Origin of the sequence: Desulfoluna spongiiphila (genome assembly GCF_900101345.1) — a bacterium.
Classification (GTDB): Bacteria; Desulfobacterota; Desulfobacteria; order Desulfobacterales; family Desulfolunaceae; genus Desulfoluna; species Desulfoluna spongiiphila.
The window spans coordinates 78,056-101,440 of the sequence record NZ_FMUX01000010.1 but is presented as its reverse complement, the minus strand read 5'-3'; the positions used below and the strand labels follow the sequence as shown (position 1 = coordinate 101,440).

Here is a 23,385-nt window from a genome sequence, read left to right as displayed (position 1 = left end):
CTGTTCATTGATATCTTCAGTCCGTGGAACTCAAAAGACGATATCGGGTTCGCCTTTTTTGCCCATGACAAACGGCAGGTGGTGCTGGAGTTTTCAAAAGAGGAGGATGCCCCGTTACCGAGAGAGACTTTTTACGCCATACAATACCCACTGACAGGTAGGGCTGCATTTCAACACTACAGGGACACCGGAGCCGTCTATTACGAAAAGAGGCTCGCGACCCATGAGGAGACGCGGAGGTTTCTTGCCGAGATCGGGCTGGAAAACTATGAGATTTCCAATGTGGACAGCATGCGCAGGTATTATGGCTGGGGGGAGACCGGAGGCCCCAATCAGTATGATGTGAGTTTGTGTCTGTACCTTCACTACCTTCAGACCGGCAACAGCGGGGCATTTCTGGCAGCCCAGAACATGGACCACCATAAGATGTTCGGGGCCACACGGCACTCGGATGATTTTGATGTGTACGCTGAAGGCCTCGAGCTGTTTGCCAACGTAAATACGGTAAATCCATCGGGGCAGGAACAATTATCCTTCAATTTTAAATTTTTCGACAGGCAGCATAGCCACGATATTTCTGTTCCCATCGGGTATTTCCTGACCGGAGACGAGTCTTTAAAGGCCGCATGGCAGGATCATGGGGAGTATACGCTTTACGACCAGGGCTCCGGCAAAGGGGAGGTCGGGAGCTATTACGACGGGACCACCTACATCGGTTACCCTCGTACTTTTTCAAGGGCCCTTAGGCGTGCCGGGGCCTTTGGCCTGTATGCCGGTAATGAGGTGTGGCGTGAGAAGATGTGCCTCATGGTCGGGAATTTCATGGGCATGAGGGCGACGCCTCTTGATGACCATCAGGACGGATGGGATCTGGATCGCGGTTTTTTTTACATGGGTGAATCCGCGGTCTGCCCGGAAGGTGTCCGGTGCAACAAGGTGTTCATGGTCTACGATATCTTTCCTAACTCGTTCTGGTGTTATGCTCCCGAGGCTTTTGACGACCCCTTGATGTACGACGATTTTCGGGATTATCTCCTGGGGATGGCCTACCATTGCATCATGGAACTCGTGCCCTTGGAGCACGCAACGTATGAAATGTTCCTGGATACAGCCAATGGGGCAGCTGAAAAGGGGGAGTACCCCCTTTCGTTCCTGATGGCCCTGGGGTACGAAATGACGGGCGATGACGCCTTTTTGATCCAATACAAGTCTCATTACAAGGCGATGCTGTCGGCGCAAAGCAAGGAGCGTATCTACTCCCCCTATTCGTCGAAATTTATCCATGATTACTACAATCGAAACGTGGTCGCAGGCTATGTGGCCCCTGTGGGTAACGGGCGTGTGGATATGGGAAATTCCAGTGCGGCTTCCGTTGCGCGCCAGGGCTCCGTCTACACCCTCACGTGGAATGCTCCCATGGATGGGATCCAGGGGTACCAGCTCAAGGTTGCCCCGGTGCCCATGGTGGAAAACCTCAACTTCAACCAGGTGACCCGAACCTACCAATACGACCCGGGCATGTATGATAACTACTGGGCTGCGCTGAACGTGGCCAATGAACCGGCACCGAAACAGAAAAGGGGAGACGTGGAGTCCGTCTCTGTGGACGTTGCGCAGGTCATTAGCGCGTATAATGGCAGATATGGTCTGTCTGAGGGCGATCCTGCCTACCGTTCGTACGATCCTGGGACCGATTACTATTTCGCAGTGAAGTACAATAAAGTGGTCCCTGCTGATCACGAAAAGGTCATTCCCTTGTTGCCCTGCCCGTAAAGGGGAAAGCGCATTCGCAACCTGCTTTCGAGGTGGCACACCTCGCCGCTGAAGGCATTGCTTTTTTGCTTTATTGTTGAGCTGGGTTCGGTGTCAGGCACCTTCCCCTGCCACAGCATACCGAAATGTGGCGTTGGCGTGGATCATGGTGGTATTCAGGTAGAAAACACCATTGTGGTGGAAGGTTTCGCATTGCTCTTTGCCTTCAAATGCCAGGGGAAGCTCGGTGCATGCCAGGCACACAACGTTTTGTTTTTCGTCCGTCTGACCACAGGACGCGCGGACGACCTCATCAATGCGGGCGCTGCCATTGTCGCTTTTGCCTTTGAACAGTTCGGAGATCAGTCCCGTTACCTTGGCTTTCAAGGCCGCTTCAGGCGGGGCGAATCCGCTGACCCCGTGTCGTTTGAGGTAGCCGGGGAAGATCCCGGAGTCCATGGTGGGCTCTGTTCCCAGAATGAGGCAGTCGGACACCCCATGGGCCTTGCATGTTGCGGCCACAGCCTCAAAAATGCTGAGCACCGGGATGCGCAGCCCTTTCGTAATGGCATCAAAACGATTGTGGGGCGTGTTGCTGGCAATGATGGCAAAGTCCACGCCGTTGTCTTCAAGTCTTTTCAGCGCCGCATGAAAGTAGGCATCGTAGGCCTTCCATGACTCCTCGTCACCAAAGGTGCCTCTCCGGTTGTACGAATAGTTGATATTCACCGATTCAATGCACATCTCCGGCATGGGGGACGGACCCGGGAGTCCTGCGTCGGCATGATGCTTCTGGCTCAACTCACAGATGGCTTTGTAGTATTCAACGGTTGCGGGCCAGGCGAGGCCGCCTAAAATGCCGATCTTTTTCATGTTCGGTTCCCTCCGGTTGGTGTGCATGGACGTAACGTCAGAAGAGCGCATCCCCGTGACCTTGGCGCACTTTGACTAAAACCCCGCGGTGCGTGATTCCTTCCTGATCAAACAACGGTTTAGCACAGGCGCTGTTCCCGGACAAGGTGAAGAGGGGGAGGTTCTTCGAAGCACGCCATGGTGCGCTGTGGTGGTCATCGGGGCGCTTTGCCACGGTCTTTACTAAAGGGCTGGTGGCAGGCACGATATGTTCCTTGCTTTGATGATCCGATCGTTGCCGGTGTCTCTGTGAATGGTCTAAAATTACAAGGTGTTTGACCTGAAAGCGGTGCTTTTTATCTTGTGCTCCCAAAGGTATTCATGTTTAATGTACATATTCATGCCATTGTTTCCCATCTGTTTAAATTTCATTGAAAAAATCAGTCGGTGGTGAAGGCCTCCATCGTATCTATTTATACCGTACCTTCACAGGCAAGCCCGGTGTCTCCTTTTCGCTGCTTTTCCTCTGTGTTTATTCGAATCCAATACTGTTCCGGGTTGTGCGACTCGTTAAATATTCGGGCTAAGATTGGAGCACACCATGAAACAACGTAAAAGATATCTTATTTTAGTGGCCCTTTGCGTGATTCCCCTGCTTTCCTCTGCCGCAGAATTTGACCTGAGTCCCAACCTGCCGGTGCACCCCTTTGTGCCGTTGTCCAACAGGGGACACACCCTGGCTGACATCACCAGCTCAGGGGAGCTGCTGGCGCAGATTATTCTGTCGGGGGACATCAACCACTACGACAGCCTCAGGATCCACGCCGATTATGCCGATCACTTTGCCATTTCCCAGGAACAGGTGGTGGCCAACCTGCCGACATCCAACCTGCATGCCCTTGATACCCTAATCATTGAGGGAAAGGATCGGCTGACCGACACGCTTTACCTGATCTCCGAAGCGCCCAGTCCCCGGGTGCCGCTACCGGGGCCTGCATCTCCTTATGAACTCTACCTGACGTCCCTTCAGATCTCCAATGCGCACCTGATCATCGATGACCCCCTGGTAAGCGATGACTATGTCAACGGGGTGATCATTCGTTCCATTGAAAGCATTGTGCTTGATGACGCAACCCTCAAGGTGTCCCATATACCCACCAGGGGAGTCATTCAATTCCCACGGGCTGCGACCATCACAGCCTCGAGTGGCCAGAACACCATCAACGCGGAGCTCAAATCGAGCAACTCCTTGAAGGTCCGCATCCTGCAGGGCGCGTCTCTGACCCTGGACAACTTCGCCAGTATTTACAGCAGCAGCTCGTCGCAGCTCCTCATGGACCCGGGGAGCCGTCTCGACCTTGCCAATTCAGAACTGGAGTTGTTTTCATATGTTTATCAACCGTCGCAGATTACCGGTGCCACCCTCTCGTTCAAAGGCTCCTACGGATCCGGGGCTCCGGTGGACCTGAACCATTCGCATCTGAGCACAGGTCCCCTTCAGGTGACGGATTCGACCATCCATTTGAACAACAACACCTACCTGCGTTCCTATATCCATAGCGGGATATCCCCTGCCAACGGGTCGTTTACCTTTCAGGGCAATAACACGGTACATTTCGGCGACGGCGCCTTTTTATCGGCGTCCTATGACGACACAGACCTGGTGAACGGCACCCTCATCGTGGACGGAGGCACCACGGTTTTTCAACGCAGCTTTACCGGGGTTCCTGCCACCCACCCCGCCCTGAAGGTCTCTCGCCTGAACCTGATCAACCAGGCCGATGTCACCATTGATGGTGTTCACGGGCTGGACACTTTGGATTCTCTGGACATCAGGGATTCAACGCTCTCGTATTACAACAGCATCGAGGCGGATCAGCTGACCTCCTTTGCCATGCATGACAGCAGGCTTGTGACAAGCCCCATGCGGTTTACCTCACAGCAATTCACCCTAAGCAACAGCGATGTGGTGTTGCGGCATCAGCAGGGTGATGCGCTGTCGTCCCTTGATTTCACGGGTGCCGCAGCCGGGACGCCCTTTCAGGCCACGGGGACAAACGAAGTTCACCTGAGGGTCCTGCCCGGTGGTCAGCCCATTGCACCGGGGTTCAATCAATACAACGACTCCGTGGCCTTTACGGATGTGAACATCACGGGGACGCCCGCTCTGTCCCTGACCCTTGAGGCCCTGCAGGCAGGCCTTGGTGCCGATGCCTATGCGTCGGGGGGAGCAGCCGCCGACGGACGTTATGATATGGTATTTTTTGTCACCAGCACCACGGATGGCGATGTCATTGGGTCCACCCTGGGCGGCAGCATGCCTGCCCTGCTTACGGCCAGGCAGACAGCCACGCCTTCAGCGGACGGCAAGGTGACGGTGAAGCTGGAGACGCAGCCATATACAAGTCTTCTCTCCCACCCGGGCGTGACGACCCCCAACCAGAAAAACGGGATGCAGCTGATGGTCAACAGCGCCGTCACCGGCAATCCTCAGAACCAGACCGCATTGAACATGCTGACCAACGACCAGGTGGGAATCCATGCGGATTTTATCCACGCGGAACCCTATTCCTCGTACATGACGGTCTCTTTGGAGCAGATCGATATGATTATCGGTACGGTGATGCGGCATGGTTTTTTTGAGCGGTCAGCAGGTGACGGGGCGGGGCGTGATGACCTGCCGCAACCTGAAAAGGGCATCTGGTTTGACGCGGGCCACGTGGACGGAAACGTGGACGGTGACGAGCACCTTGGCAATTTTGATTATACCCTCACCGGGTTCACCGTGGGCGGGACCCTGGCCCGTATTGGCGACGGGTTTCTGGGGGGCTATTTTTCCTATGGCCTCCAGGAGATGGACGAACACGATTCTCTCACGGAGAGCTTTGACAGCTCCGTGTATCATCTTGGCGCATATCTCCTGCTCCCGGAACAGAACGGATGGCTCTTTGATGTGCTCCTGGGGTACAGCTATGGGGATCATGGCTCCAAGCGGTACGTGATGGTGGGACACACGGAGGCGGTGCCCGAGGCAAATTACTCCAGCCACAGCGTCTATACGTCCATCAGCGCTAAAAAACAGGTGTTTGCCAATGAGGTTCTGGCGTTTTTTCCGGAGCTGGGGCTCAGTTATATTTACTACGATCAGGAGTCGTTCACCGAAAGCGGCGACCCGAACCTCAGCCTTGCCGTTGATGATGCCGATGCCCAGGCCATTGTGGCCTCCGTGGGTTTGAACATGCAGTTTGCAGGGCTTCCGTTCGCCCCGAGGGTGTTTCCCCTCTCTTTTATTCGCTACGAGCATGATGTTTACGCAAACAGCAACGAGGCCCACGACATCGACGCCTCCCTTGTCTCCCACCCGGAATTCACCCAGACCTTTGAAGGCCAGAACCGGGGCAGTGACATCATGACAGTGGGCATCGGCCTGGGAAGTTCTCTTTCAAGCCGTGTGCAGGCACGGGGCGGCGTGCTTTACTCTATAAATGCCCATGGGGATGAGTGGGGGGCAGGGGTCAATCTTTCCTACGCCTGGTGATGAATGGAATAAGGTAAAGGTTGCCTCCGGCGGCCAGGTGGGGGCACCTGGAAACCCTATGGCGAATGCATGAGGGCAGCCATTCTACCGGTGTTATCGGGGCATTCGCGTGATGTGTGACATCTGGCAGCCGTCTTTGCAGGAGAGGCCCATTTCATTCTTCTAAAAACACGATGAAGAACGTTGGAAGTCGCTTGACTTTAAGCGGAACAACTCCGGCGGCCAACCTTTTGAAACGTTGGATAAACGTAACTATTCCGTTTGCCTCCGGCGGGTCGCTTTTTTGAAAAAAAGCTCCGCAAAAAACTTTCCAAATACACCCGCCCTTTGTTTTGATCGCCCCGAAGGGCGATCAAAACAAAGGGCGGGTGCAGGAATGACCAATTTCTTTCGGCGAAGACTGGGATGGCTTTCTTAAGACCTGTTTGTCAAACTTTTCAAAAGTTTGGCCCCCGGCAGGGCCGCTGGAGGCAAGCTGGAACTGAATAGTTACTGATTTTTTTATGTTTTCAACAATCCTCTTGTTCCCGCCGGATCCTGACCCGGGTGCTGCTGAAGTCCGGGATCCCGGCCGCCGGGTCCACAAGGGGTGTGCGGGCCAGGTGCTCGTCCAGGCGGGAGACATCGTTCATGTTGAGGCCTTTGGTGTATCCGGGGGTGGGGATCAGTCGGGAGCCGTCCATGATGCTCTCTCCGCCCAGGAAGGCCCGGGCTCCGTTTTTTACTGTGAGGGACGAGCCGCCGAACTGGGTGTGGCCGAAGTGAAATGAGATGGCGATACACCCCGGTCGCACGAGGGCGGTGGGGCGGGCCGTGCCGGAGATTCCCTCGGGGTTGCTTCGGGAGGAGACCTTGACCCGGTCACCTGCTTTAAGGTTCAGGCGGCGGGCGTCTTCTGCGTGTATCTCCACATGGTTTTCGTCCTGGATCTCCATGGCCCGGTCACACCAGAGGGAGCGGGACTGGGTGTGGAGCCTGCTTTTGTAGGTCACCACGGTGAAGGGGTACTCTTTGTCCGCACGGCTTAACGGGATACCGGCTGAATCCGTTGGCTCCAGGTATCCGGGCACCCCGGAAAACCGCTTGCCTGTCAGGGTGTTGCGCGTGGTACCCAGGGTCTCGTTGTAGAGATGGACATGGGGCGTTGCCTTGGTAAAGCGCCCTTTGGAAAATCCCTTTTCATAGGGTTCGAACACGCCTCCCCGGGAGAGCAGGCGGCAGACACGTCGCCACTGGTCCTCGGGGAGGATTTTTTTGTGGGTGGCGATGGGGTAGTTGGTTTCCACAAACCGGACCTCTTCCGGGGAGGCCTCGGGGACTCCGGCGTTGTGGCAGATGTTGGCAAATCCTCGCAGATAGAAATCCTCGGCCCGGTTCAAGGGGTGGAGGGTGCCCTTGCTGTCCGGGATGGCCTTGTCCCCGAACCCGCCGAGGCCGAGGGCCTTGGCCAGGTCGATGAGGAAGGTCTCGGTGCAGAAGGGCCTGCCGTCTTTGGTGTGTTCGGTGAGGGGCCTCACCATGGGGGTGCGGATGGCGGAAAAGGTCAGGGCCGGGGCATGGGGCGTGAGCCATCCGTGGTGGCCTTCGGCGTAGCTGAGGTCCGGTACGATGTAGTCGGCGTAGATGTTCGATTCGTTGATGGCCACATCCATGGAGACGTGCAGAGGCACCTTGTCGGTGCTTGAAAGGGTCTCTTTGAAGCGGTATCCCCCGGGAATGGAATAGACCGGGTTGAAGAGGTAGGTAAAAAGGACCTTGGCCGGGTAGGGGTACTGCTCATCCATACCGCTTAAGCACTCCACGCACAGCCCGCCCTTGGAAAAGGGAAACCAGGGCCGCCTGGACGGGTAGCCGTTGCCTGTTTTTTCCTGTTTGGACCGGTACTCTTCGGTGGATTCGTAGCTCGCTTTTTCCCGAGAGAGGGCCACACCGGAGGGTTTTTTCCTGCCGGGAAAGCCTTTGAGGTCGAAGACCCCCTTGTGGGGGGAGCCTGCTTTTCCTCCGCCGTGGAGGTAGCCCCCCTGCATGCCGATGCTTCCCACCAGGGCGTTGAGGGCGGCCACGGCGTAGGCGGCCCAGGTGCCGTTTACGTAGTTTCCGGCGCCATGGTACTGGGTAACGGCGGCGCGGGTGCCGTGGGATGAGAACTCCCGGGCCACCGAGGCCATTTGTGTTTCGGGCACGCCGCAGAATTGGGCGTAATCAGAGAGGCTGTGGGAGAAGGCGCTCTTTTTAAGCAGGGCAAAGGCTGTTTTCACCCGGATTGAGGTGCCGGAGGCGTCTCGGACCATCCCTTCGGCCTCCAGCACGGCCTCAGTCGTCTCTTCGGCGGACCGAAACGTCCCCTCCGGGCTTTGGACCATGGGGGATGTTTTTTTTAGGTCGCCCAGGGTTGGGTCCAGGTGCCCCATGCGGAGAAAGGCGCCGTCATCGGGGTGGTGGGCATCGCTGATGACCAGGTGGGTGGCGTTGGAGACGGTTGCAAATCCGCGTTTCTGTGCTGTTTTGATGTTGGGGGCCGTGAGGTAGTCGCGGTTGACAGCCTGGTTTTCAATCATCCACCGGATTATCCCCATGGCAAGGGCCCCATCCCTGCCGGGCTTGACGGGGATCCACTCTTTGGCATGGGCCGAGGCCCGTGTGGCCCGGGGGTCGGCCACGGCAAAGTCGAGTTCTCCCTGGCCGTGGCGACGGGCCACCATGGCACCATAGGTGTTGATGCCGGGCTGAAGGGCCTCGTAGATATTGGCACCGATGACGAGGATATAGCGGGCATTGAGGGCGTCGGCCTTCAGCTCCGCCTGTTTGGCCCCGGTGAGGGCCCAGTTGCCCATGCGAAAGCCCAGGCCGCAGATGTCGGTGTGTCCGATGCGGTTTCTGGAGCCCACGGCCGACTTGACAAAGCGGTCGATGAACTCCTTTCGTCCTGTCTGAAGCCTTCCTGTCATGAACACAAAGCCGTTTTGCTTTGGGCCCAGGCCCGGGTCGTCTTTCGAGACGGGCTCTTGGGCCAGGAGGCCCTTGAGCCCCTCCACCTCCCGCTCTTCTCCCAGGTGGGCAAAGAGTTTTCCTCCACCGGAGACTTCTGCAATCAGTTGGTCCCACTCAATGGGTTCGAATTGTCCGGACCCCCTGGGACCCGTACGTTTTAACGGGCGAATGAGGCGGTAGGGGCTGTAGATGTGGGAGGGCGTATCCAGGGCTTTTCCGCAGACCGGGCTGGAGATCTTAAGGGCTTCAGCCACGGGCGTTTCCTCGCCAATGGGGGCAAACTGCATGTTGTACGGGTGATAGGGGTTGCCCGAGATATTGACCAGCCGCCCGTCCTTGACCACGCCCCGGACGCCGCAACGCGCGTTGCAGGCCAGGCAGACGGAGTGCACGGTTTGGGTCCCCTTGTCCATGCGTGTGGGGGTCTTGCGGCTCGTTCCTGTGGGCGAGGCCTCGGACGGAACAGCCCTGGCCCCCGGAGCCAGGGCCATGGCCGCCCCGGCGGCGCTGGCTGTGAGAAAAGCCCTGCGGGAGAGGGGGCTGTTTTTTTTGTCTTTGCGTTTCATTTTTTCATGCCTGGGTTCCCCCGGTGTTTCCCTTGCAGAACAGGACCGCCCCGTTGGAATCGTTCTCGTTATGGCGGCGTATTTTTTCCACCTGACCGGCAAAGGCCTCATTCGGGCCATCGCTTCTGCCAAAGGTTCGGGCACCGGAAGCGCAATTCTCCACGCAGGCGGGCTGGAGCCCCTGGCTGATGCGGTCCAGGCAGAGGTCGCATTTATCAGCCCGGTTGCCGAAACGGCTGTCGGCAAATCGGGCATTGTGGGGACAGGTCGGCAGGCAGGACCCGCATCCGTTGCAAAGGCTCCAGTCCATGGTCACCGCACCGCACGGGTCCTTGGCCGACGCCCCGGTGGGGCAGGCTTTGACGCACGGGGCATCGTCGCAGTGGTGGCACAGGGTGGGGGAAAAACCGAGGGAGGCGTGTGGAAAGGTGCCTTTTTCCTCTTCCACCACGTGGGTGTTGAATTTACCCTTCTCCGTGTTGTGTTGTAGCTTGCAGGCCACCATGCAGGCGTTGCATCCGGTGCACAGGGCGCTGTCCACAACCATCGTCCACTGACCGTCGGGGCGCTTTTTCGGGGCTGATTCGGCCCGGACCGCCAGGAGGCCACCGGCCCCTGCGCAGAGCAGGAGCCCGTGCTTGATAAACGTGCGTCTGTCTTCCATTGAGATACCTGGCCTATTTCCCGGCGTCTGCCGCGAAGGTGACATTGTAATGGAACGCTTTGCTGTCAAAGTAGTTCAGCATCTTTCCGTCCACCTCGGCGGCGGGGTACATGAAGTAGTTCAGGGGCGCAGAGGCCCCTTCAAGGGCGGCTCCCCGGGCGTCTTTTTGCAGGACCACGCGGAACAGGTCATCCCCGCCCCAGAAGAAACGGCGCCACTCATCGGCATCCTTGAGTTTCACGTTGTGGACCAGCATCATCTTGCGAACGTCCGCAGGGTCCACCATCACCCAGCCGGTGCCGGGCAGGTAGAATTCAGCCCAGCAGTGAAAGGCGCTGGTGATGTCTCCCTCTTTGGGGGAGGAGAGGCGCAGGCCGTACACATCCCGTGCGGGGATCCCGGCTGCCCGGGCAAGGGTGACAAAGACCGTGCTCAGGTCGGCGCACTTGCCACCGCCGCCGCACTCGTTCAGGGTTCGGGAGGGGATGCCCAGGCCGCAGCCTTTGACCTTGGGGTCCCTGTAGGTGTTTTCAACAACCCAGTCGTAGACGGCTTTGGCCTTTTCAAGGGTGCCTTCTTTGCCCTTCACAGCCTTTGCAGCAATGCCCTGCATCTCCACGTCTGCTGCAGGAACCCAGGTGGTGGACTCCCGGTATTTATTCACCGGTACGGGGAAGGGGGCATCCACCTCGGTGAGCTGTGTGTTTCTGCGATCTGTCTGGCTCACATGGAAGCTGAGGCTGGCCGAGGGCTTTTTGCCTGCCTTGTCCCAGGTGGCATAGAGATAGACGGCACCGGAGCCGGGATCACGGAGAACCTGGGATGCATCGAAGTTACCGGTGACTCGTACATCGGTGATGGTCTGGAAGGCGTCGGACATGGGGTAGGGGACCCAGAGTTTTACGGCCTGGTTCGGGGCCTCAACGGCTGGGGAAAGATTTAATGTGACCACCCCTGAAGGGGCTGCGGCGTGGGTTGTGGTTGCAATGAGCAGCCCGATCAGCAGGGCAGTCAGAATCAGTATCGATTTTGGCTTCATGGTATCCTCTTATGGCGCCTGTGGGTGATAAGGGGCCTCGGGCGCACATGACGGCCTCATCCATTTGGTGAGGCCGTGGTTGCAGTGGTGCCGGAGGCGTTGCTTCAGGTGTGTACGGATCAGAGAATGTAAAGGGTTTGAGGTGAGACAATCAAATTGATTTTTCAGGGACTTTTCGATGGTATGTATCGATAAAGTAAATATATGCCATTGATAAACTCTTATGCTGGGGGCCATGGTGGGGGCTGGCTATAGCTCACGAAAAAATAACGACTCAGCTTATGCCTCCGGCGGCCCTGCCGGGGGCTAAACGTTTAAAAAGTTAAACAAACAGGTCTTGAAAAAACTATTTGAATGAATTTCGCTTTAAAGGCGGATGTGCTTTGGCCCGAGGGACGAGGGGGCAAAGCGCATCCGCAACCTGCTTTCAAGGTGGCACACCTTGCCGCCGGAGGCTTTTTTCAAGTGCTTTTTCCTCGTCGGAAGACATCGGTGGACGCATCCATGTCACAGGCGTTCCGCAGACGGGTACAGAGGGGCCTGTCCTTTTAAAAAACAGAATTTACAAAAGACCGGCAACACGGTAAAAACCTGATCTTCACCCCGCCTGGGCGCTTTGTCCCCATGGGGTTCGAACTTTCTCTCCTTTCAGGATGTGTTGTATGAATGATTACCTTATCATGGCCCTCTTCTGGGGCCTCGGCGGCCTTGTGAACGGCATCGCCGGTTTTGGCTGCGCCCTTGTCGCCACACCCCTTGCCACCCAGTTCATCGAGCTTCCCATAGCGATCCCCGCCGGAACCATCATCGGGCTTGCCATGAACATGCAGATGGGGCTTACCTTTCGTAAATATGCAGACTGGGACCGGCTGCGACCGCTGATATTCGGCGCCTTTCCCGGCGCCCTCACCGGTGTGACCCTCATGAAAAAACTCCCCGGGGATACCTTGAAATTCGCCATGGGGATTTTCCTTATCACCTAGGCCCTCTGGGGGCTCTTCTTCGAAGGCGCCTCCCGGCGAGTGGTCTCGAAATACTGGGGCGTCCTTGCGGGGTTCTCCTCGTCGGCCATCGGTACCTCCTTCGGCATGGGCGGTCCCCCCACCATCGTCTACACCTCCTTGACCGGCTGGAAGCAGGAGCAGATCAAAGCAGGCATCGGCAGCTTTTTCATGTGCGCAGGCATCATCATGATCACGGCCCAGACCCTGGCCGGACTCCAGAGTACCGCCTCCGTCACCCTTGCCATGGTGGCGGTTCCCTCTGCCGTCTCCGGGGGCTGGATCGGCATCCGCATCTCACGGCTCATCGGGGACTTTTCCTACCGGAAGATTCTCTTTACTCTTCTGGGGACCATGGGGTGCATGATCCTGTACAAAGCGACAATGGTGCTTTTGTAAGGCAATGCCCTCCACGGTCAACATCAGAAAAAAAACCTCCGGCGGCCCTGCCGGGGGCCAAACTTTTAGCCTGATTTATAAAACCGGGTCTGACAAACAGGTCTTAAGCAAGCCTTTCCAGGCTCCGCCGAAATAATTTCCACTTTTTCGCACCCGCGTTTCGTTTTGATCGCCCTTCAGGGCGATCAAAGCGACCCGCCGGAGGCAAGCTGAATAGTTACGGCGAATGTGATTTTCCCTGAGGAACGAAGGGGAAAGCGCATTCGCAACTTGCTTTCAAGGTGGCACACCTTGCCGCCGGAGGCATCTTTTTGGTTTTTATTCTGAGCCCTCTTGCCCCTGTCGTTCATCCGACTTTAATCATAGAAGGCCTGTTTTTGTATGTTTTACTTTTGCGCCGGTCCTAAGGCGATACGGACGTTATGGGAGTTTTTATGAAACAGGTGATTCTGGTTGCTGTGGTGATGTGTGTTTTGTCCCCCTTTGCCATGGGCTATTGCCGGGAAAACAGCCCGGCTCTTGAATTTATATATGGAAACGGCCATGCCTTTACCGTAAGGACGCCTGAGGGCTGGGTCTCGGACAGCCCCTCTGCCCGGGCGTTCGACCTCCTGTCTTTTTTCTGTCCTGCCCATGCTTCGATCAAGACCGAGACCTATCTCTATGCCCAGGCCTGGGACAAAACAGACCGGTCCCAGACAATTCAAGATTTTATTGAGTCGGACATTGACGATTTTAAAGGCCAGCAGCACAGCCTGTCCTTCACCAGGAAAAAATCGGCCATACAGCCTTCGTACATTGCCTCATGGCATTACACTTTTTCAGGCATTGACGGGGGGTACAGGGAGGACATCGTGTACGTGGAGACGGAGTACTCCTTTGCTGTGCTGGTGTACTCGTCAAACAGCAAGAAAAATTACGACAGGTATCTGCCTGTGTTCGACGGGTTTGTCCGGTCGTTTCACTTCAGGGATGCCCAAGAATAAGGGGTGGTGTAACAACAAACACATTGATTGTGTATGGGGTTTGGAAAAAAGGGGCTTTCAGGATACATGGGTATCTTTTTCACGGTCTCTTCGGGTTAACGCTTTGATTAAGGCAACGTGTACAGGATAGCGATGAAAGAATTTCCAATAGACCACATGAATGCACGAATTCGGTATCACGATTTTCCTGGCGAGGAGACACCGATTCTTTTCATTCACGGGTTGGGTTGCGCCTCGTCCCTGGATTATCCCCAGGTTGCTTCAATGCCCCACCTGGCAGGACACAGACGAATTCTGATTGATCTGTTGGGGGCTGGGTACAGTGATAAGCCGGACCACTTTGGCTACTCCCTAAATGACCATGTGGATTACCTTGAAGCGTTTGTGCGTTTTTTGGATGTCGACCGGTTTATTGTCTACGGGCACAGCATGGGTGGGGCCATAGCGATCTCCCTTGCAGCCAGGTGCGGGAAACAGCTCAAGGGGGTCATACTCAGTGAGGCCAACCTGGATTCGGGAGGAGGCTACTACAGCAAAAAAATCGCATCGTATGGTGAAGAGGAGTATGTTGCCGGAGGGCATGCTGAAATGATCCGGGAAAACAAGGGCTCACCCAACGAAAACTGGACAGCCAGTCTATTGGTGAGTTCACCTGAGGCCGTTTATAAAGAATCAATATGTCTGGTGGAAGGACAAAATCCGAGTTGGCGCCAGTTGCTGTATTCCCTTGAAGCTCCGAAAACGTATATTTTCGGTGAAAAATCGCTTCCCGACCCAGACGTCGAGACCTTGAAAAAAGAACAGATCCATCTTGAAATCGTAGAGGGTGCCGGGCACGCAATGGCCTGGGATAACCCCAAAGGACTGGCCGCCGCCATAAAAAGAGGCATCGACCGAATAATGGGCTGAGTGCTGTTTGTGCAGAGGTCCGGAAAGAAGAAGCAGGAAATAAACATGGAATATGACCAGATCATCGCTTTTCTCAAAGAAGTTGAAACCTTCAAGACCTGTGAACGAACATGCCGCACGACCCGTGCAGAGCGCCCGGAAAGCGATGCCGAGCACTCGTGGCACCTGGCCCTGTTTCTCATGCTCATTGAAGACGAACTCGAAGGTGTCGATCGCATGAAACTCCTCCAGTTGGCCCTGATCCATGATCTCCCGGAGATTTATGCAGGGGACACGAACCCGTACAGGGGCAACACCGATGACAAGGAAGAGAACGAGAAAAAAGCAGCCAAAAAGCTCTTTTCCCAGCTGCCTGCAGCACTTGAAACCAAACTGTCCGGCCTGTTCGCCGAGTACATGGCCCAGGAGACCGCAGAGGCAAAAATCGTCAAATCCGCAGACAAGCTGATGCCTCTGATCCAGAACCTGTGCACCAACAAGACCCACTCCTCCTACAGGAAACTGTCGGTGACCCATGAGGAGGTGGAAGCGTACATGGGGCCGTACTTTCAATCCGGGGGTATGCTGAAAATGTTTTATGATAAGCTGCTTGCGGAAGCACGGGAATGCGGTGTGTTTCATGGTGGGAAAGAAAATTAGTTAAGCTCAGAAAAATAGAGTAGATAAAGATGTGTATGGTATTTTACTGATTGATGCCGGGGGTTAGCCTTGTGAGGGGGTTGAAAGTTCAGGATTAACTTTTAGTTAAGATTCGGGCGGTTGTAGAGTTTTTAAAAAGGGTGAATTGCTTTTTTGTACCTTGCCAAAGTCTACCATATGTGCAATTTGTAGGTGTCGTTTGGCCTTGTAGAAAAAAAAAGGACGGCGAGGGCTGCCACCCATATCCGTCCTTTTCTTTCAACCAAACAAGGCCATCAAGGCAGATAGCCCGAATGATAGATTCACAACTCTCATTTAAAGGTCTGTCTGCCCCCTTGTCAACCTTTAACCGAGAGGTATTTAATGAAGTTGCTCTTATTTATGGTTGTTGCGAATGAACTTCTTGTTGCACTGACCAATGCTTTGGATTTACTTTTACATGTAATCCCCATTTTTATGTAACCCAAATGGGGTAGCCTCTTTTTTTACTGGGACTGCCCCTCCAACCTACCGTTGTTCTACTTGCTTTCGCCTCATGTTTTCGGTTGCAGGAGTATGCCAATAGAGGCTTTTTCCATGCTGTCGAATCATTGGAATCACCGTGGCCCCACGGGATACGACGCGTAGGATGCGGCTCCCGCACCGACAGCCGCATCCAATCCATCGGCCCTTCTTTCTAACGTACCCTCTTGACGATCATTACAGATATCCCTTTGCTCTTTTCGGAAGGTTATCAAGTAACATTATTGCGTAAGTTGGAATCCTTGCGGCTATTGCAAATTGTTGACATAGGTCGTCGTAAGAGGTTTAGGTTGCAAACCTTAATTTTAGTTTACTGGGGGGACAAGCCATAACAAGAATGGTGCGAGTCCGGTTAAGCCAATTATAACTATTACAGGTATTCCAGCTATAATATAGATTATGACTGATTTACTATACGAGGTGTTTTGGCTGATTTTTATTGCCGTAATTGATAGGAAAATAATCCAAGAGAACGTTATGTTGCTTAGTATGTAAGCTGATTTTTGAGACAATAAATGCTCAAGGATATAAAATACAGCTTGAAGTATTATTCCAGCACAGCTGATAGCCAAAAAACTCATAGTTAACTCTTTTTTATTGCACTTTTTTAATAAAAAATGACAAAAAACGATAATTAACATGAGAAACATACTAAACCCCAGAAATGCTATGAGCCATTTTGTTTGTGGAATATTGAAAAAAGATATAACTATATTGATAATCTCATTTGAAAAATAGTTAAAAGTATGTTTTTTTATGCTGAAAGACTTAAAAAAAGTGATAATAATACTGACTATAAACAAAAAATATATTGCGAGATTGGATTTGCCTTTTCCAGCTCTATCAAAGAATACAGCTGGATGAATAATGATATTCTTGAATAGTTCAAAAGAATTTAGAATGATTGTATTTAACATAAAGTATCACTCATATTTTATATAAAAAAATCACTGTTTTCCAAAATAGGATTTGACCGGAAGTAAACCGGTGAGAATTTGAAAAGAAGCTCCTTAATAAGGCATGGTTAAGTTTGCAAACAAAGACCTCGCCAAACAAGGAGCATGCCAATGGTACGTCATTCCAGCCTTTTCAGTCAAATAGTAGGTTTTTTGACCGTAACGAATTTGCCCGCTTAGTCTCAGTTCACGGAGCTGAAAGAAACTCGAAAGGCTTCAAATGCTGGGATCATTTTGTTTCCATGCTTTTTTGCCAAATAGCCCAAGCAAAAAGCCTCCGAGAAATATTCGGTGGTTTGGCCTCGGCCAATGGTAAGTTGAGGTATCTTGGAATGAAACAATCCCAAAGTAAGTCGAAACTGTCATATGCAAACCAGAAACGACCTTGGGAGATGTATCGAAGTCTCTTCTATCAAACCCTTAACAAATGCCAGTCTCTTGCCCCGACGAGGCATAAGTTTCGATTTAAAAACAAATTATAACGTGGAAAGTGGAAAGGGGTCGCGTCTTGACATTGGACAAATCATAGATCGTTTTTTCTCCTGTGGCTCTCTATCCTTTTTATAGAGTTTGAGTCCCTTCCCTGTAGGGCCGATGAAGGCTTTTGACTGGTGGTCTTCATGATCCGTTTTTATAGGGTTGGACGAGTGGTTTCGGGGTGGTGCATGGAATGCACCCTACGATTTTTCGGGTTTTCAAAGGTTTCGGATTTTTGGGGGTGCACAGGGTAATAGGAAAGGAGACGATTTTTTATGACTCTGATTGGCTTTGATGATGGGAGAGACGGCTTTCTCGAAAAATAAATGAATATTTTTTACGAGATATGCCTCTGTGATTAGGGGGGGCGCGCTGCGGCAATTCGCTTTCAATGTGGCTCGTCTCTGTCTCTGTAACATGCTTCTTTTTAGATGTTTTGTCTTTGTGTGGGTCTTAAGGCGCCTTTCCTTTGCTGTGCCTTTTCCGTCATGGGGTGACATTTGTGAGAAATGCTATGGACAGTTCGAGTGCCTGACACGTTATGGGCTCGCAGAGGTGAGGCGGGTTGTCGGGGTGAAATCCTTGGGGTCTCAGAACGCTGCATTGCAGGCTGCCAAAGCGCGTTTCAAAGGCGGTGGAAAAGCGTTGGCAATACACAGAAATCTCAGTGTCCGGGATGCTGTTCCTTCTTCCCCAGATACCCGAAAACATGAGGGTGCCGGAGACCAGTCCACAGAGCGCGCCGTGTTTACCGGCGCCGGGCAGCCCAATGGCTGAGCTGATGACTTGCTCGTCAAGGGGTGTCTCAAACACTTCCGACAGTATTTTCAGTGTTGTCGTTGCACAATTTAAATCTTCATTCCAATAATACGTTTCGACTCGTTTTTAACAAATATGTCTGTTTTCATTTTTTGCTTCTACTGGCGTGTGTTATTGCAGATGTGTATCTGGTTGCAATAGTATGCTTCAATGGCAGGCTATTGAGCACTGCAACCCCGCTGGGATTGCAGACCCTTTTTTACTCTTTTACCGAACCATGCATCATTTTAGCGGCATGGAACAATTAATAAGCACGCTGATCCTTTGCTTATTTAATGCATGGAGATAAAGCCGGCCTTGTCTTTTCTCTTTTCCGAAACAGGTAAAAAACACATCAAGTTCAGAGCCGGAACAACAAGCATGACAAAAATTAGAAAGATATCCCTGTCACCCCACGGAGAAGAGAGCTCTGTTAACAACAAAATCGCGATAAAAAATTGAATGGTGTTTGCGATCAGTGCAAAAATAGTCATCCTTCCCTCCCGTTGAAATCGTTACGATGTATACCTCGTGAAAAGGCGACGCATGCACAGCCTGTCCCTTTTTCTGATCTATCCCCCTATAAAAATTTCACAATCAGGTGAGCTAAGCGGTATTCAAGGGGCCGGCATGTCATGAGAACCCGGGCTCCATGTTTCAATGTTTAATACTGTCTAATCGTGGTTGCAGTTATTAAGATGAGATCATAGTCCGTATGGCAAAGCAAGTGTGGATCGGTGTGTTTTTGCGTGGGTAATCGGAATGTCTTGATTTGATGATGGAAATGGGTAGTGCTTGCTGCATCGAATTGAGCCATCTTCCATGCGGTTTGTGGGCGTGGTGTCTTTCGGGAAACATCACAACCACCGGGGGACCTTTTTTTTGTAAGAAGTAAAGGCCTCGCCGAAGCGTTTTTCCAGGGCCCGTTCTTCCGGCTGAATCTGGAACCTGCTGATGTACGGCACAAAGAGAGCCGTCCATAAAAGGGCCCCCACATTTGCCAGCAGCAGGCCCCAGCCCACCAGAAGAAGCAGGAGGCCTACATACATGGGGTTTCGGCTTCGCCGGTAGATTCCTGTGGTGACAAAGGTGGTGGCTCCGGGGGCCAGGGGGTTCACCGTGGTCCCGGCGCGGCGGAACGAGAGCACTCCGGTTGCGATGAAAAAAGCACCTGCACCGCATCCCAGTCCAAAGGCCGTCCCACGGAGCCACAGCGGCAACCCGCTACCGGGCACCACCAGGGTGGTGGCCCACATGAAAAAGCCAAAAAGGGCGGTGACCAAAACCGGGGGGATTTTCAATTCAAGGTGTGCCATCGCGTCTCGTCTGTTGGGCCTTCGGGTTGATGGCTATTTTTCCAGCAGTTCACGCAACACCATGGGCAGGATGCCGCCGTGGCGATAGGTTTCCACCTCCTTGGCTGTGTCCAGGCGGACCTTGACGCCGAAGAGGATGGCCTGACCGGTTTCCTTCTGGGCGCGGACGGAGAGGGTACCCCCGGCTTCCAGGGTGTCCAGGCCTGAGAGGGAGAAGGTTTCGGTGCCGTTTAAGTTCAGGGTGCGGGCGGACTCGTCTTCCATGAATTCTAAGGGGAGGACGCCCATACCCACGAGGTTGCTGCGGTGGATGCGCTCGAAGGATTCGGCGATGACGGCCCTGATGCCGAGAAGGAGGCTCCCTTTGGCGGCCCAGTCCCGGCTGGAGCCTGTGCCGTACTCTGTCCCGGCCAGGACGACAAGGGGGGTGCGGTGTTTCCCGTAGGTTTGGGCGGCGTCGAAGATAAAGCGCTCTTCGTGGTCGGGAAAGAGGGTGGTGTAGGCCCCTTCCCGGCCGTGGGCCAGTTCGTTTTTGATGCGGATGTTGCCGAAGGTTCCGCGCATCATGACCTCGTGGTTTCCCCTGCGGGAGCCGTAGGAGTTGTAGGCGTCCGGGGTGACTCCCTGGTCGGTGAGGTAGGCCCCGGCCGGGTAGGAGGGTGGGATGGCGCCGGCCGGGGAGATGTGGTCGGTGGTGACCGAATCCCCGAGTTTGGCCAGGACCCGGGCATCGGTGATGTTTTCCATGGCGGGGGGCGTCAGGGAAAAATCGTCGAAGAAGGGGGGCTTACGGATGTAGGTGGATGCCTTGTCCCAGTCAAAGGTGAGCCCTGAGCCCGAGTCGATGCCCTGCCAGTGGGCGTCCCCATCGTAGAGGGACGCGTAGGTGGAGGTGAAGGTGGCAGGGCTGATGCAGCGTGCCACCACGGCATCAATCTCCTCCCGGGAGGGCCAGAGGTCGGCCATGAAGATCTCTTTGCCTTCGGGGGTGCAGCCGATTCTTTCGTGCATGAGGTCGATGTCGGTGCGCCCGGCAAGGGCAAAGAGCACCACGAGCATGGGTGAGGCCAGAAAATTGCTGCGCACCTTCTGGTGGATGCGCGCCTCGAAGTTGCGGTTGCCCGAGAGCACGGCGGAGACGTTTAAGTTCTCCTCTTCCACCACGTGGGCTACCTTCGGTGGCAGGGGGCCGCTGTTGCCGATGCAGGTGGTGCAGCCGAAACCTGCCAGGTGAAAGCCAAGGGACTCCAGGGGCGTCATGAGACCTGCGTCTTCAAGGTATTTCACCACGGCTTTGGAGCCCGGGGCCAGGGAGGTTTTGACATAGGGCGGGATGGAAAGGCCCAGGGCTGCCGCTTTTTTGGCGATGAGGCCTGCGCCGAGCATCACATGGGGGTTGGAGGTGTTGGTGCAGGAGGTGATGGCGGCGATGACCACGGAGCCGTCCTGTACCCGGCATAGTTTCCCGTCCATGGAGATGTCCCTGCCTTTTTTTCCTCCTCCGAAGGCGGCTTGCATGGCGGGTTTGAGTTTCTGTAAGGGGATGCGGTCCTGGGGGCGAGAGGGTCCGGCCACGCACGGGGTGATGTCCGAGAGGTCGAGTTCGATGACGCGGTTGTAGGACGGCTCCTCCGCGGGGTCGTGGAAGAGACCGATCTCTTTGGCGTAGGCCTCTGCGAACCGGGCGGCGGCGTCGCGGCCTGTGGCGCGCAGGTATTCTATGGTCACCTCGTCCACGGGGAAGAGGCCCACGGTGGCTCCGTTTTCAGGCGTCATGTTGGCGATAGTGGCTCGGTCCGGCAGGGAGAGGGCGGCCAGGGAGGGGCCGAAGTACTCCACGAATTGCTCCACCACCACCTCTTGCCGAAGGCGCTCGGTGACATACAGGACCACATCCGTTGCCGTGACGCCTTTATTCGGGGCGCCGCAGATGCGAACGCCGGTGACGCTCGGCAGGCGCATGGACAGGGGTTGTCCCATCATCACCGCCTCGGCCTCAATGCCGCCGACACCCCAGCCCAGGGTGCCCAGGGCGTTGATCATGGGGGTGTGGGAGTCGGTGCCCACCAGGGAGTCCGGAAAGGCCCAGGCACGGTCCTTGTAGGTGCTTGACACCGCAACGGTTCCCAGTTTCTCCAGATTGATCTGGTGGCAGATGCCGGAGTTGGGGGGCACGATCTTCAGGTTGTCAAAGCTCTTCTGGGCCCACTTCAAAAAGGCGTAGCGCTCCCGGTTGCGGTCGAACTCCAGGCCCACGTTTTTCTCAAGGGCCCCTTTCATCCCGAAAAAATCCACCTGCACCGAGTGGTCGATGATCAGGTCCACGGGCACCTCGGGGTTGATACGCTCCGGTGGGAACCCCGCCTTTACGGCGGCGTCCCGCATGGCGGCCAGGTCGCAGAGGGCGGGGACGCCGGTGAAATCCTGCATCAGCACCCGGGCCGGGTAGAAACTGATGCCCACGGGGGCAAAGCCTTCGGGGCGCCAGGAGAGGAGCCGGGTGAGGTTCTCCGGGGCCAGGCGTTCCCAGAGGATGTTGCGCACCATGTTCTCCGCCAGGATCTTAAGGGAAAAGGGGAGCCGGGAAGGGGCCGAGGCATACACCCCGGCAAGGCCGGCCACGTTCACGGCGGCGTACGTACGGCCGTCCACGACAACATCTCGGATCAGGGAGTCCAGGGAGATCATGGGGCGCCTCCTTGTTAACGTTTGTCCATGGGGACAAGGGTACAGCCCTCGGGGCCGCAGTAGGTGCCGATGTACTCGGATTCGGGGCGATAGAGGACGGGTTTGTGGGCTTCGTCTGCGAACTGCTCTTCGATGATGTGGGCGCACCATCCTGCCACTCGGCTCATGGCAAAGACCGGGGTGAACAGGTCGTGGGCCAGGCCCATGGTGTGGTAGAGGGAGGCGCTGTAGAAGTCCACGTTGGGGAAGATCTCCAGGTCCTTTTTCTCCTTGAACAGGGCCTTGCCTACCCGCTCAAGTTCTTCGGTCATCTCGTACCAGTGGGTGTCACCGACCCGCTCGCCCACCTCTTTGCTCATGGGGCGCAGGATCTCCACCCGGGGGTCTCCGTTTTTGTAAACGGCATGGCCCAGGCCCATGACGAGCTCGCCTTTTTCCAGTTTGTCTTCCACAAAGGGCTTGATGTTCTCTTTGGTGCCGATGGCCTTGAGCATCTCCATGACCCGGGTGTTGGCCCCGCCGTGGAGCTCGCCGGAGAGGGAACCGATGGCAGCAGACACCGCGGCGTACATGTGCGCGCGGGTGGAGGCCACCTCCCGGGCGGCAAAGGTGGAGGCGTTGAAGGCGTGCTCGGCATGCAGGACCAGGGCCCGGTCGAAGAGTTCGGCTATGCGCCGGTCGGGGCGCTCGCCGGTGATCATGTAAAAGAAGTTCTCGGCCATGGAGAGGCCCGGGACCGGTTCGATGGGTTCCAGCCTCTGGCGGATGCGGGTCCAGGCGGCCACCACCGTGGGCAGCTTGGCGATGAGGCCCATGGCCCGGTTGCGGGCCAGGGGGAGGCTGTTCTCGGGGAGGGAGTCGTCGTGGTGTGCCAACAGGGCGACGCAGGCCTGGAGGATGTCCATGGGGGGCGTGGTCACGGGGCGCGTCTGCATGGCACAGATGAGGTTGGGGGGCAGGGTGCGGTTTCTCTCCAGCTGGTTGGTAAAATTAACCAGCTCATGGATGTCGGGCATCTTGTCATGCAGGAGCAGGTGAGCCACCTCGGCGAAGGTGGTCTCCATTGCCAGGTCCTGGATGAGGTAGCCGCGGTAGAGGAGGCGGCTGTTGGCACCGTCCACGTCGCAGATTTTGGTGCTGGCGATAACCACACCGCGAAGGCCGATGTTTTTGATGGGGCTGTCCATGGAATCCTCCTTGTTGGGCATCGGGTCGTGTTGACATGGGGTCGGGAACGGGGCCTGGTGCCGGCCTTATCCGCCCGGGAATAAAAGCCACGGCGTGCCGGGAGA

16 protein-coding genes and 1 pseudogene are annotated in these 23,385 nt (G+C 55.3%); 8 read left to right on the top strand and 9 right to left on the bottom strand.

Going from position 1 to position 23,385, the window contains the following annotated elements:
* Window positions 1-1,773, top strand: a 1,773-nt coding sequence (locus BLQ12_RS14410) for a hypothetical protein (RefSeq protein WP_175469808.1), incomplete at its 5' end; no start/stop codon positions are given.
* Window positions 1,774-1,866: 93 nt separating this feature from the next.
* Here the strand turns inward: BLQ12_RS14410 and BLQ12_RS14405 are convergent.
* A complete protein-coding gene (locus tag BLQ12_RS14405) occupies window positions 1,867-2,625 on the bottom strand; it encodes an aspartate/glutamate racemase family protein (protein ID WP_175469807.1) in 759 nt (252 codons plus the stop codon).
* Between the two features lie 580 nt (window positions 2,626-3,205).
* Between BLQ12_RS14405 and BLQ12_RS14400 the strand changes: the two genes are divergently transcribed.
* Window positions 3,206-6,142 (top strand): autotransporter family protein, encoded by a 2,937-nt coding sequence (locus BLQ12_RS14400; RefSeq protein ID WP_092211367.1) that lies wholly within the window; start codon window positions 3,206-3,208, stop codon window positions 6,140-6,142.
* 509 nt (window positions 6,143-6,651) lie between these two features.
* On the opposite strand, the gene BLQ12_RS14395 is transcribed toward BLQ12_RS14400, so the two are convergent.
* The 3 genes from BLQ12_RS14395 to BLQ12_RS14385 are packed head-to-tail and all read right to left on the bottom strand — an operon-like array spanning window position 6,652 to window position 11,402.
* Window positions 6,652-9,699 (bottom strand): molybdopterin-dependent oxidoreductase, encoded by a 3,048-nt coding sequence (locus tag BLQ12_RS14395; protein ID WP_092211366.1) that lies wholly within the window; start codon window positions 9,697-9,699, stop codon window positions 6,652-6,654.
* Between the two features lie 4 nt (window positions 9,700-9,703).
* Entirely contained in the window at window positions 9,704-10,363 is a 660-nt protein-coding gene (locus BLQ12_RS14390) for a 4Fe-4S dicluster domain-containing protein (protein WP_175469805.1), read from the bottom strand.
* Between the two features lie 13 nt (window positions 10,364-10,376).
* Window positions 10,377-11,402, bottom strand: a complete 1,026-nt coding sequence (locus BLQ12_RS14385; RefSeq protein WP_092211364.1) for a transglutaminase-like domain-containing protein — start codon at window positions 11,400-11,402, stop codon at window positions 10,377-10,379.
* A 662-nt stretch (window positions 11,403-12,064) separates the two neighbouring features.
* On the opposite strand from BLQ12_RS14385, the gene BLQ12_RS14380 reads away from it, so the two are divergent.
* The 6 genes from BLQ12_RS14380 (at window position 12,065) to BLQ12_RS14350 (ending at window position 17,296) form a co-directional block, all read left to right on the top strand.
* Window positions 12,065-12,385: a sulfite exporter TauE/SafE family protein gene (locus BLQ12_RS14380; RefSeq protein WP_175469803.1), complete on the top strand. Its 321-nt coding sequence runs from the start codon at window positions 12,065-12,067 to the stop codon at window positions 12,383-12,385.
* Between the two features lie 39 nt (window positions 12,386-12,424).
* Complete coding sequence (locus BLQ12_RS14375; protein WP_092211362.1) at window positions 12,425-12,802, top strand: hypothetical protein; 378 nt, start codon at window positions 12,425-12,427, stop codon at window positions 12,800-12,802.
* Window positions 12,803-13,236: 434 nt separating this feature from the next.
* Complete coding sequence (locus BLQ12_RS14370; protein WP_092211361.1) at window positions 13,237-13,788, top strand: hypothetical protein; 552 nt, start codon at window positions 13,237-13,239, stop codon at window positions 13,786-13,788.
* 132 nt (window positions 13,789-13,920) lie between these two features.
* Complete coding sequence (locus BLQ12_RS14365) at window positions 13,921-14,697, top strand: alpha/beta fold hydrolase (protein WP_092211360.1); 777 nt, start codon at window positions 13,921-13,923, stop codon at window positions 14,695-14,697.
* Between the two features lie 45 nt (window positions 14,698-14,742).
* The gene (locus BLQ12_RS14360) at window positions 14,743-15,336 is read left to right on the top strand and encodes an HD domain-containing protein (RefSeq protein WP_139163985.1); all 594 of its coding nucleotides are present in this window, start codon (window positions 14,743-14,745) and stop codon (window positions 15,334-15,336) included.
* 1,552 nt (window positions 15,337-16,888) lie between these two features.
* Window positions 16,889-17,296, top strand: coding sequence for a DUF4372 domain-containing protein (locus BLQ12_RS14350; protein ID WP_092211357.1), 408 nt, complete (start codon window positions 16,889-16,891; stop codon window positions 17,294-17,296).
* Window positions 17,297-17,777: 481 nt separating this feature from the next.
* On the opposite strand, the pseudogene BLQ12_RS28370 reads toward BLQ12_RS14350, so the two are convergent.
* The 5 genes and pseudogenes from BLQ12_RS28370 to BLQ12_RS14325 form a co-directional block, all read right to left on the bottom strand.
* Window positions 17,778-18,128, bottom strand: a pseudogene (locus BLQ12_RS28370) (C-GCAxxG-C-C family protein); the annotation flags it as partial.
* 254 nt (window positions 18,129-18,382) lie between these two features.
* Window positions 18,383-18,583: a hypothetical protein gene (locus BLQ12_RS14340; RefSeq protein WP_092211355.1), complete on the bottom strand. Its 201-nt coding sequence runs from the start codon at window positions 18,581-18,583 to the stop codon at window positions 18,383-18,385.
* Between the two features lie 363 nt (window positions 18,584-18,946).
* The gene (locus tag BLQ12_RS14335; protein WP_092211354.1) at window positions 18,947-19,405 is read right to left on the bottom strand and encodes a methyltransferase family protein; all 459 of its coding nucleotides are present in this window, start codon (window positions 19,403-19,405) and stop codon (window positions 18,947-18,949) included.
* 33 nt (window positions 19,406-19,438) lie between these two features.
* Window positions 19,439-22,093 carry an aconitate hydratase AcnA gene (acnA, locus tag BLQ12_RS14330; protein WP_092211353.1) on the bottom strand — a complete coding sequence of 885 codons (2,655 nt, stop codon included), beginning with the start codon at window positions 22,091-22,093 and terminating at the stop codon, window positions 19,439-19,441.
* Between the two features lie 14 nt (window positions 22,094-22,107).
* Complete coding sequence (locus BLQ12_RS14325) at window positions 22,108-23,280, bottom strand: citrate/2-methylcitrate synthase (RefSeq protein WP_092211352.1); 1,173 nt, start codon at window positions 23,278-23,280, stop codon at window positions 22,108-22,110.
* Window positions 23,281-23,385: the final 105 nt, after the last annotated feature.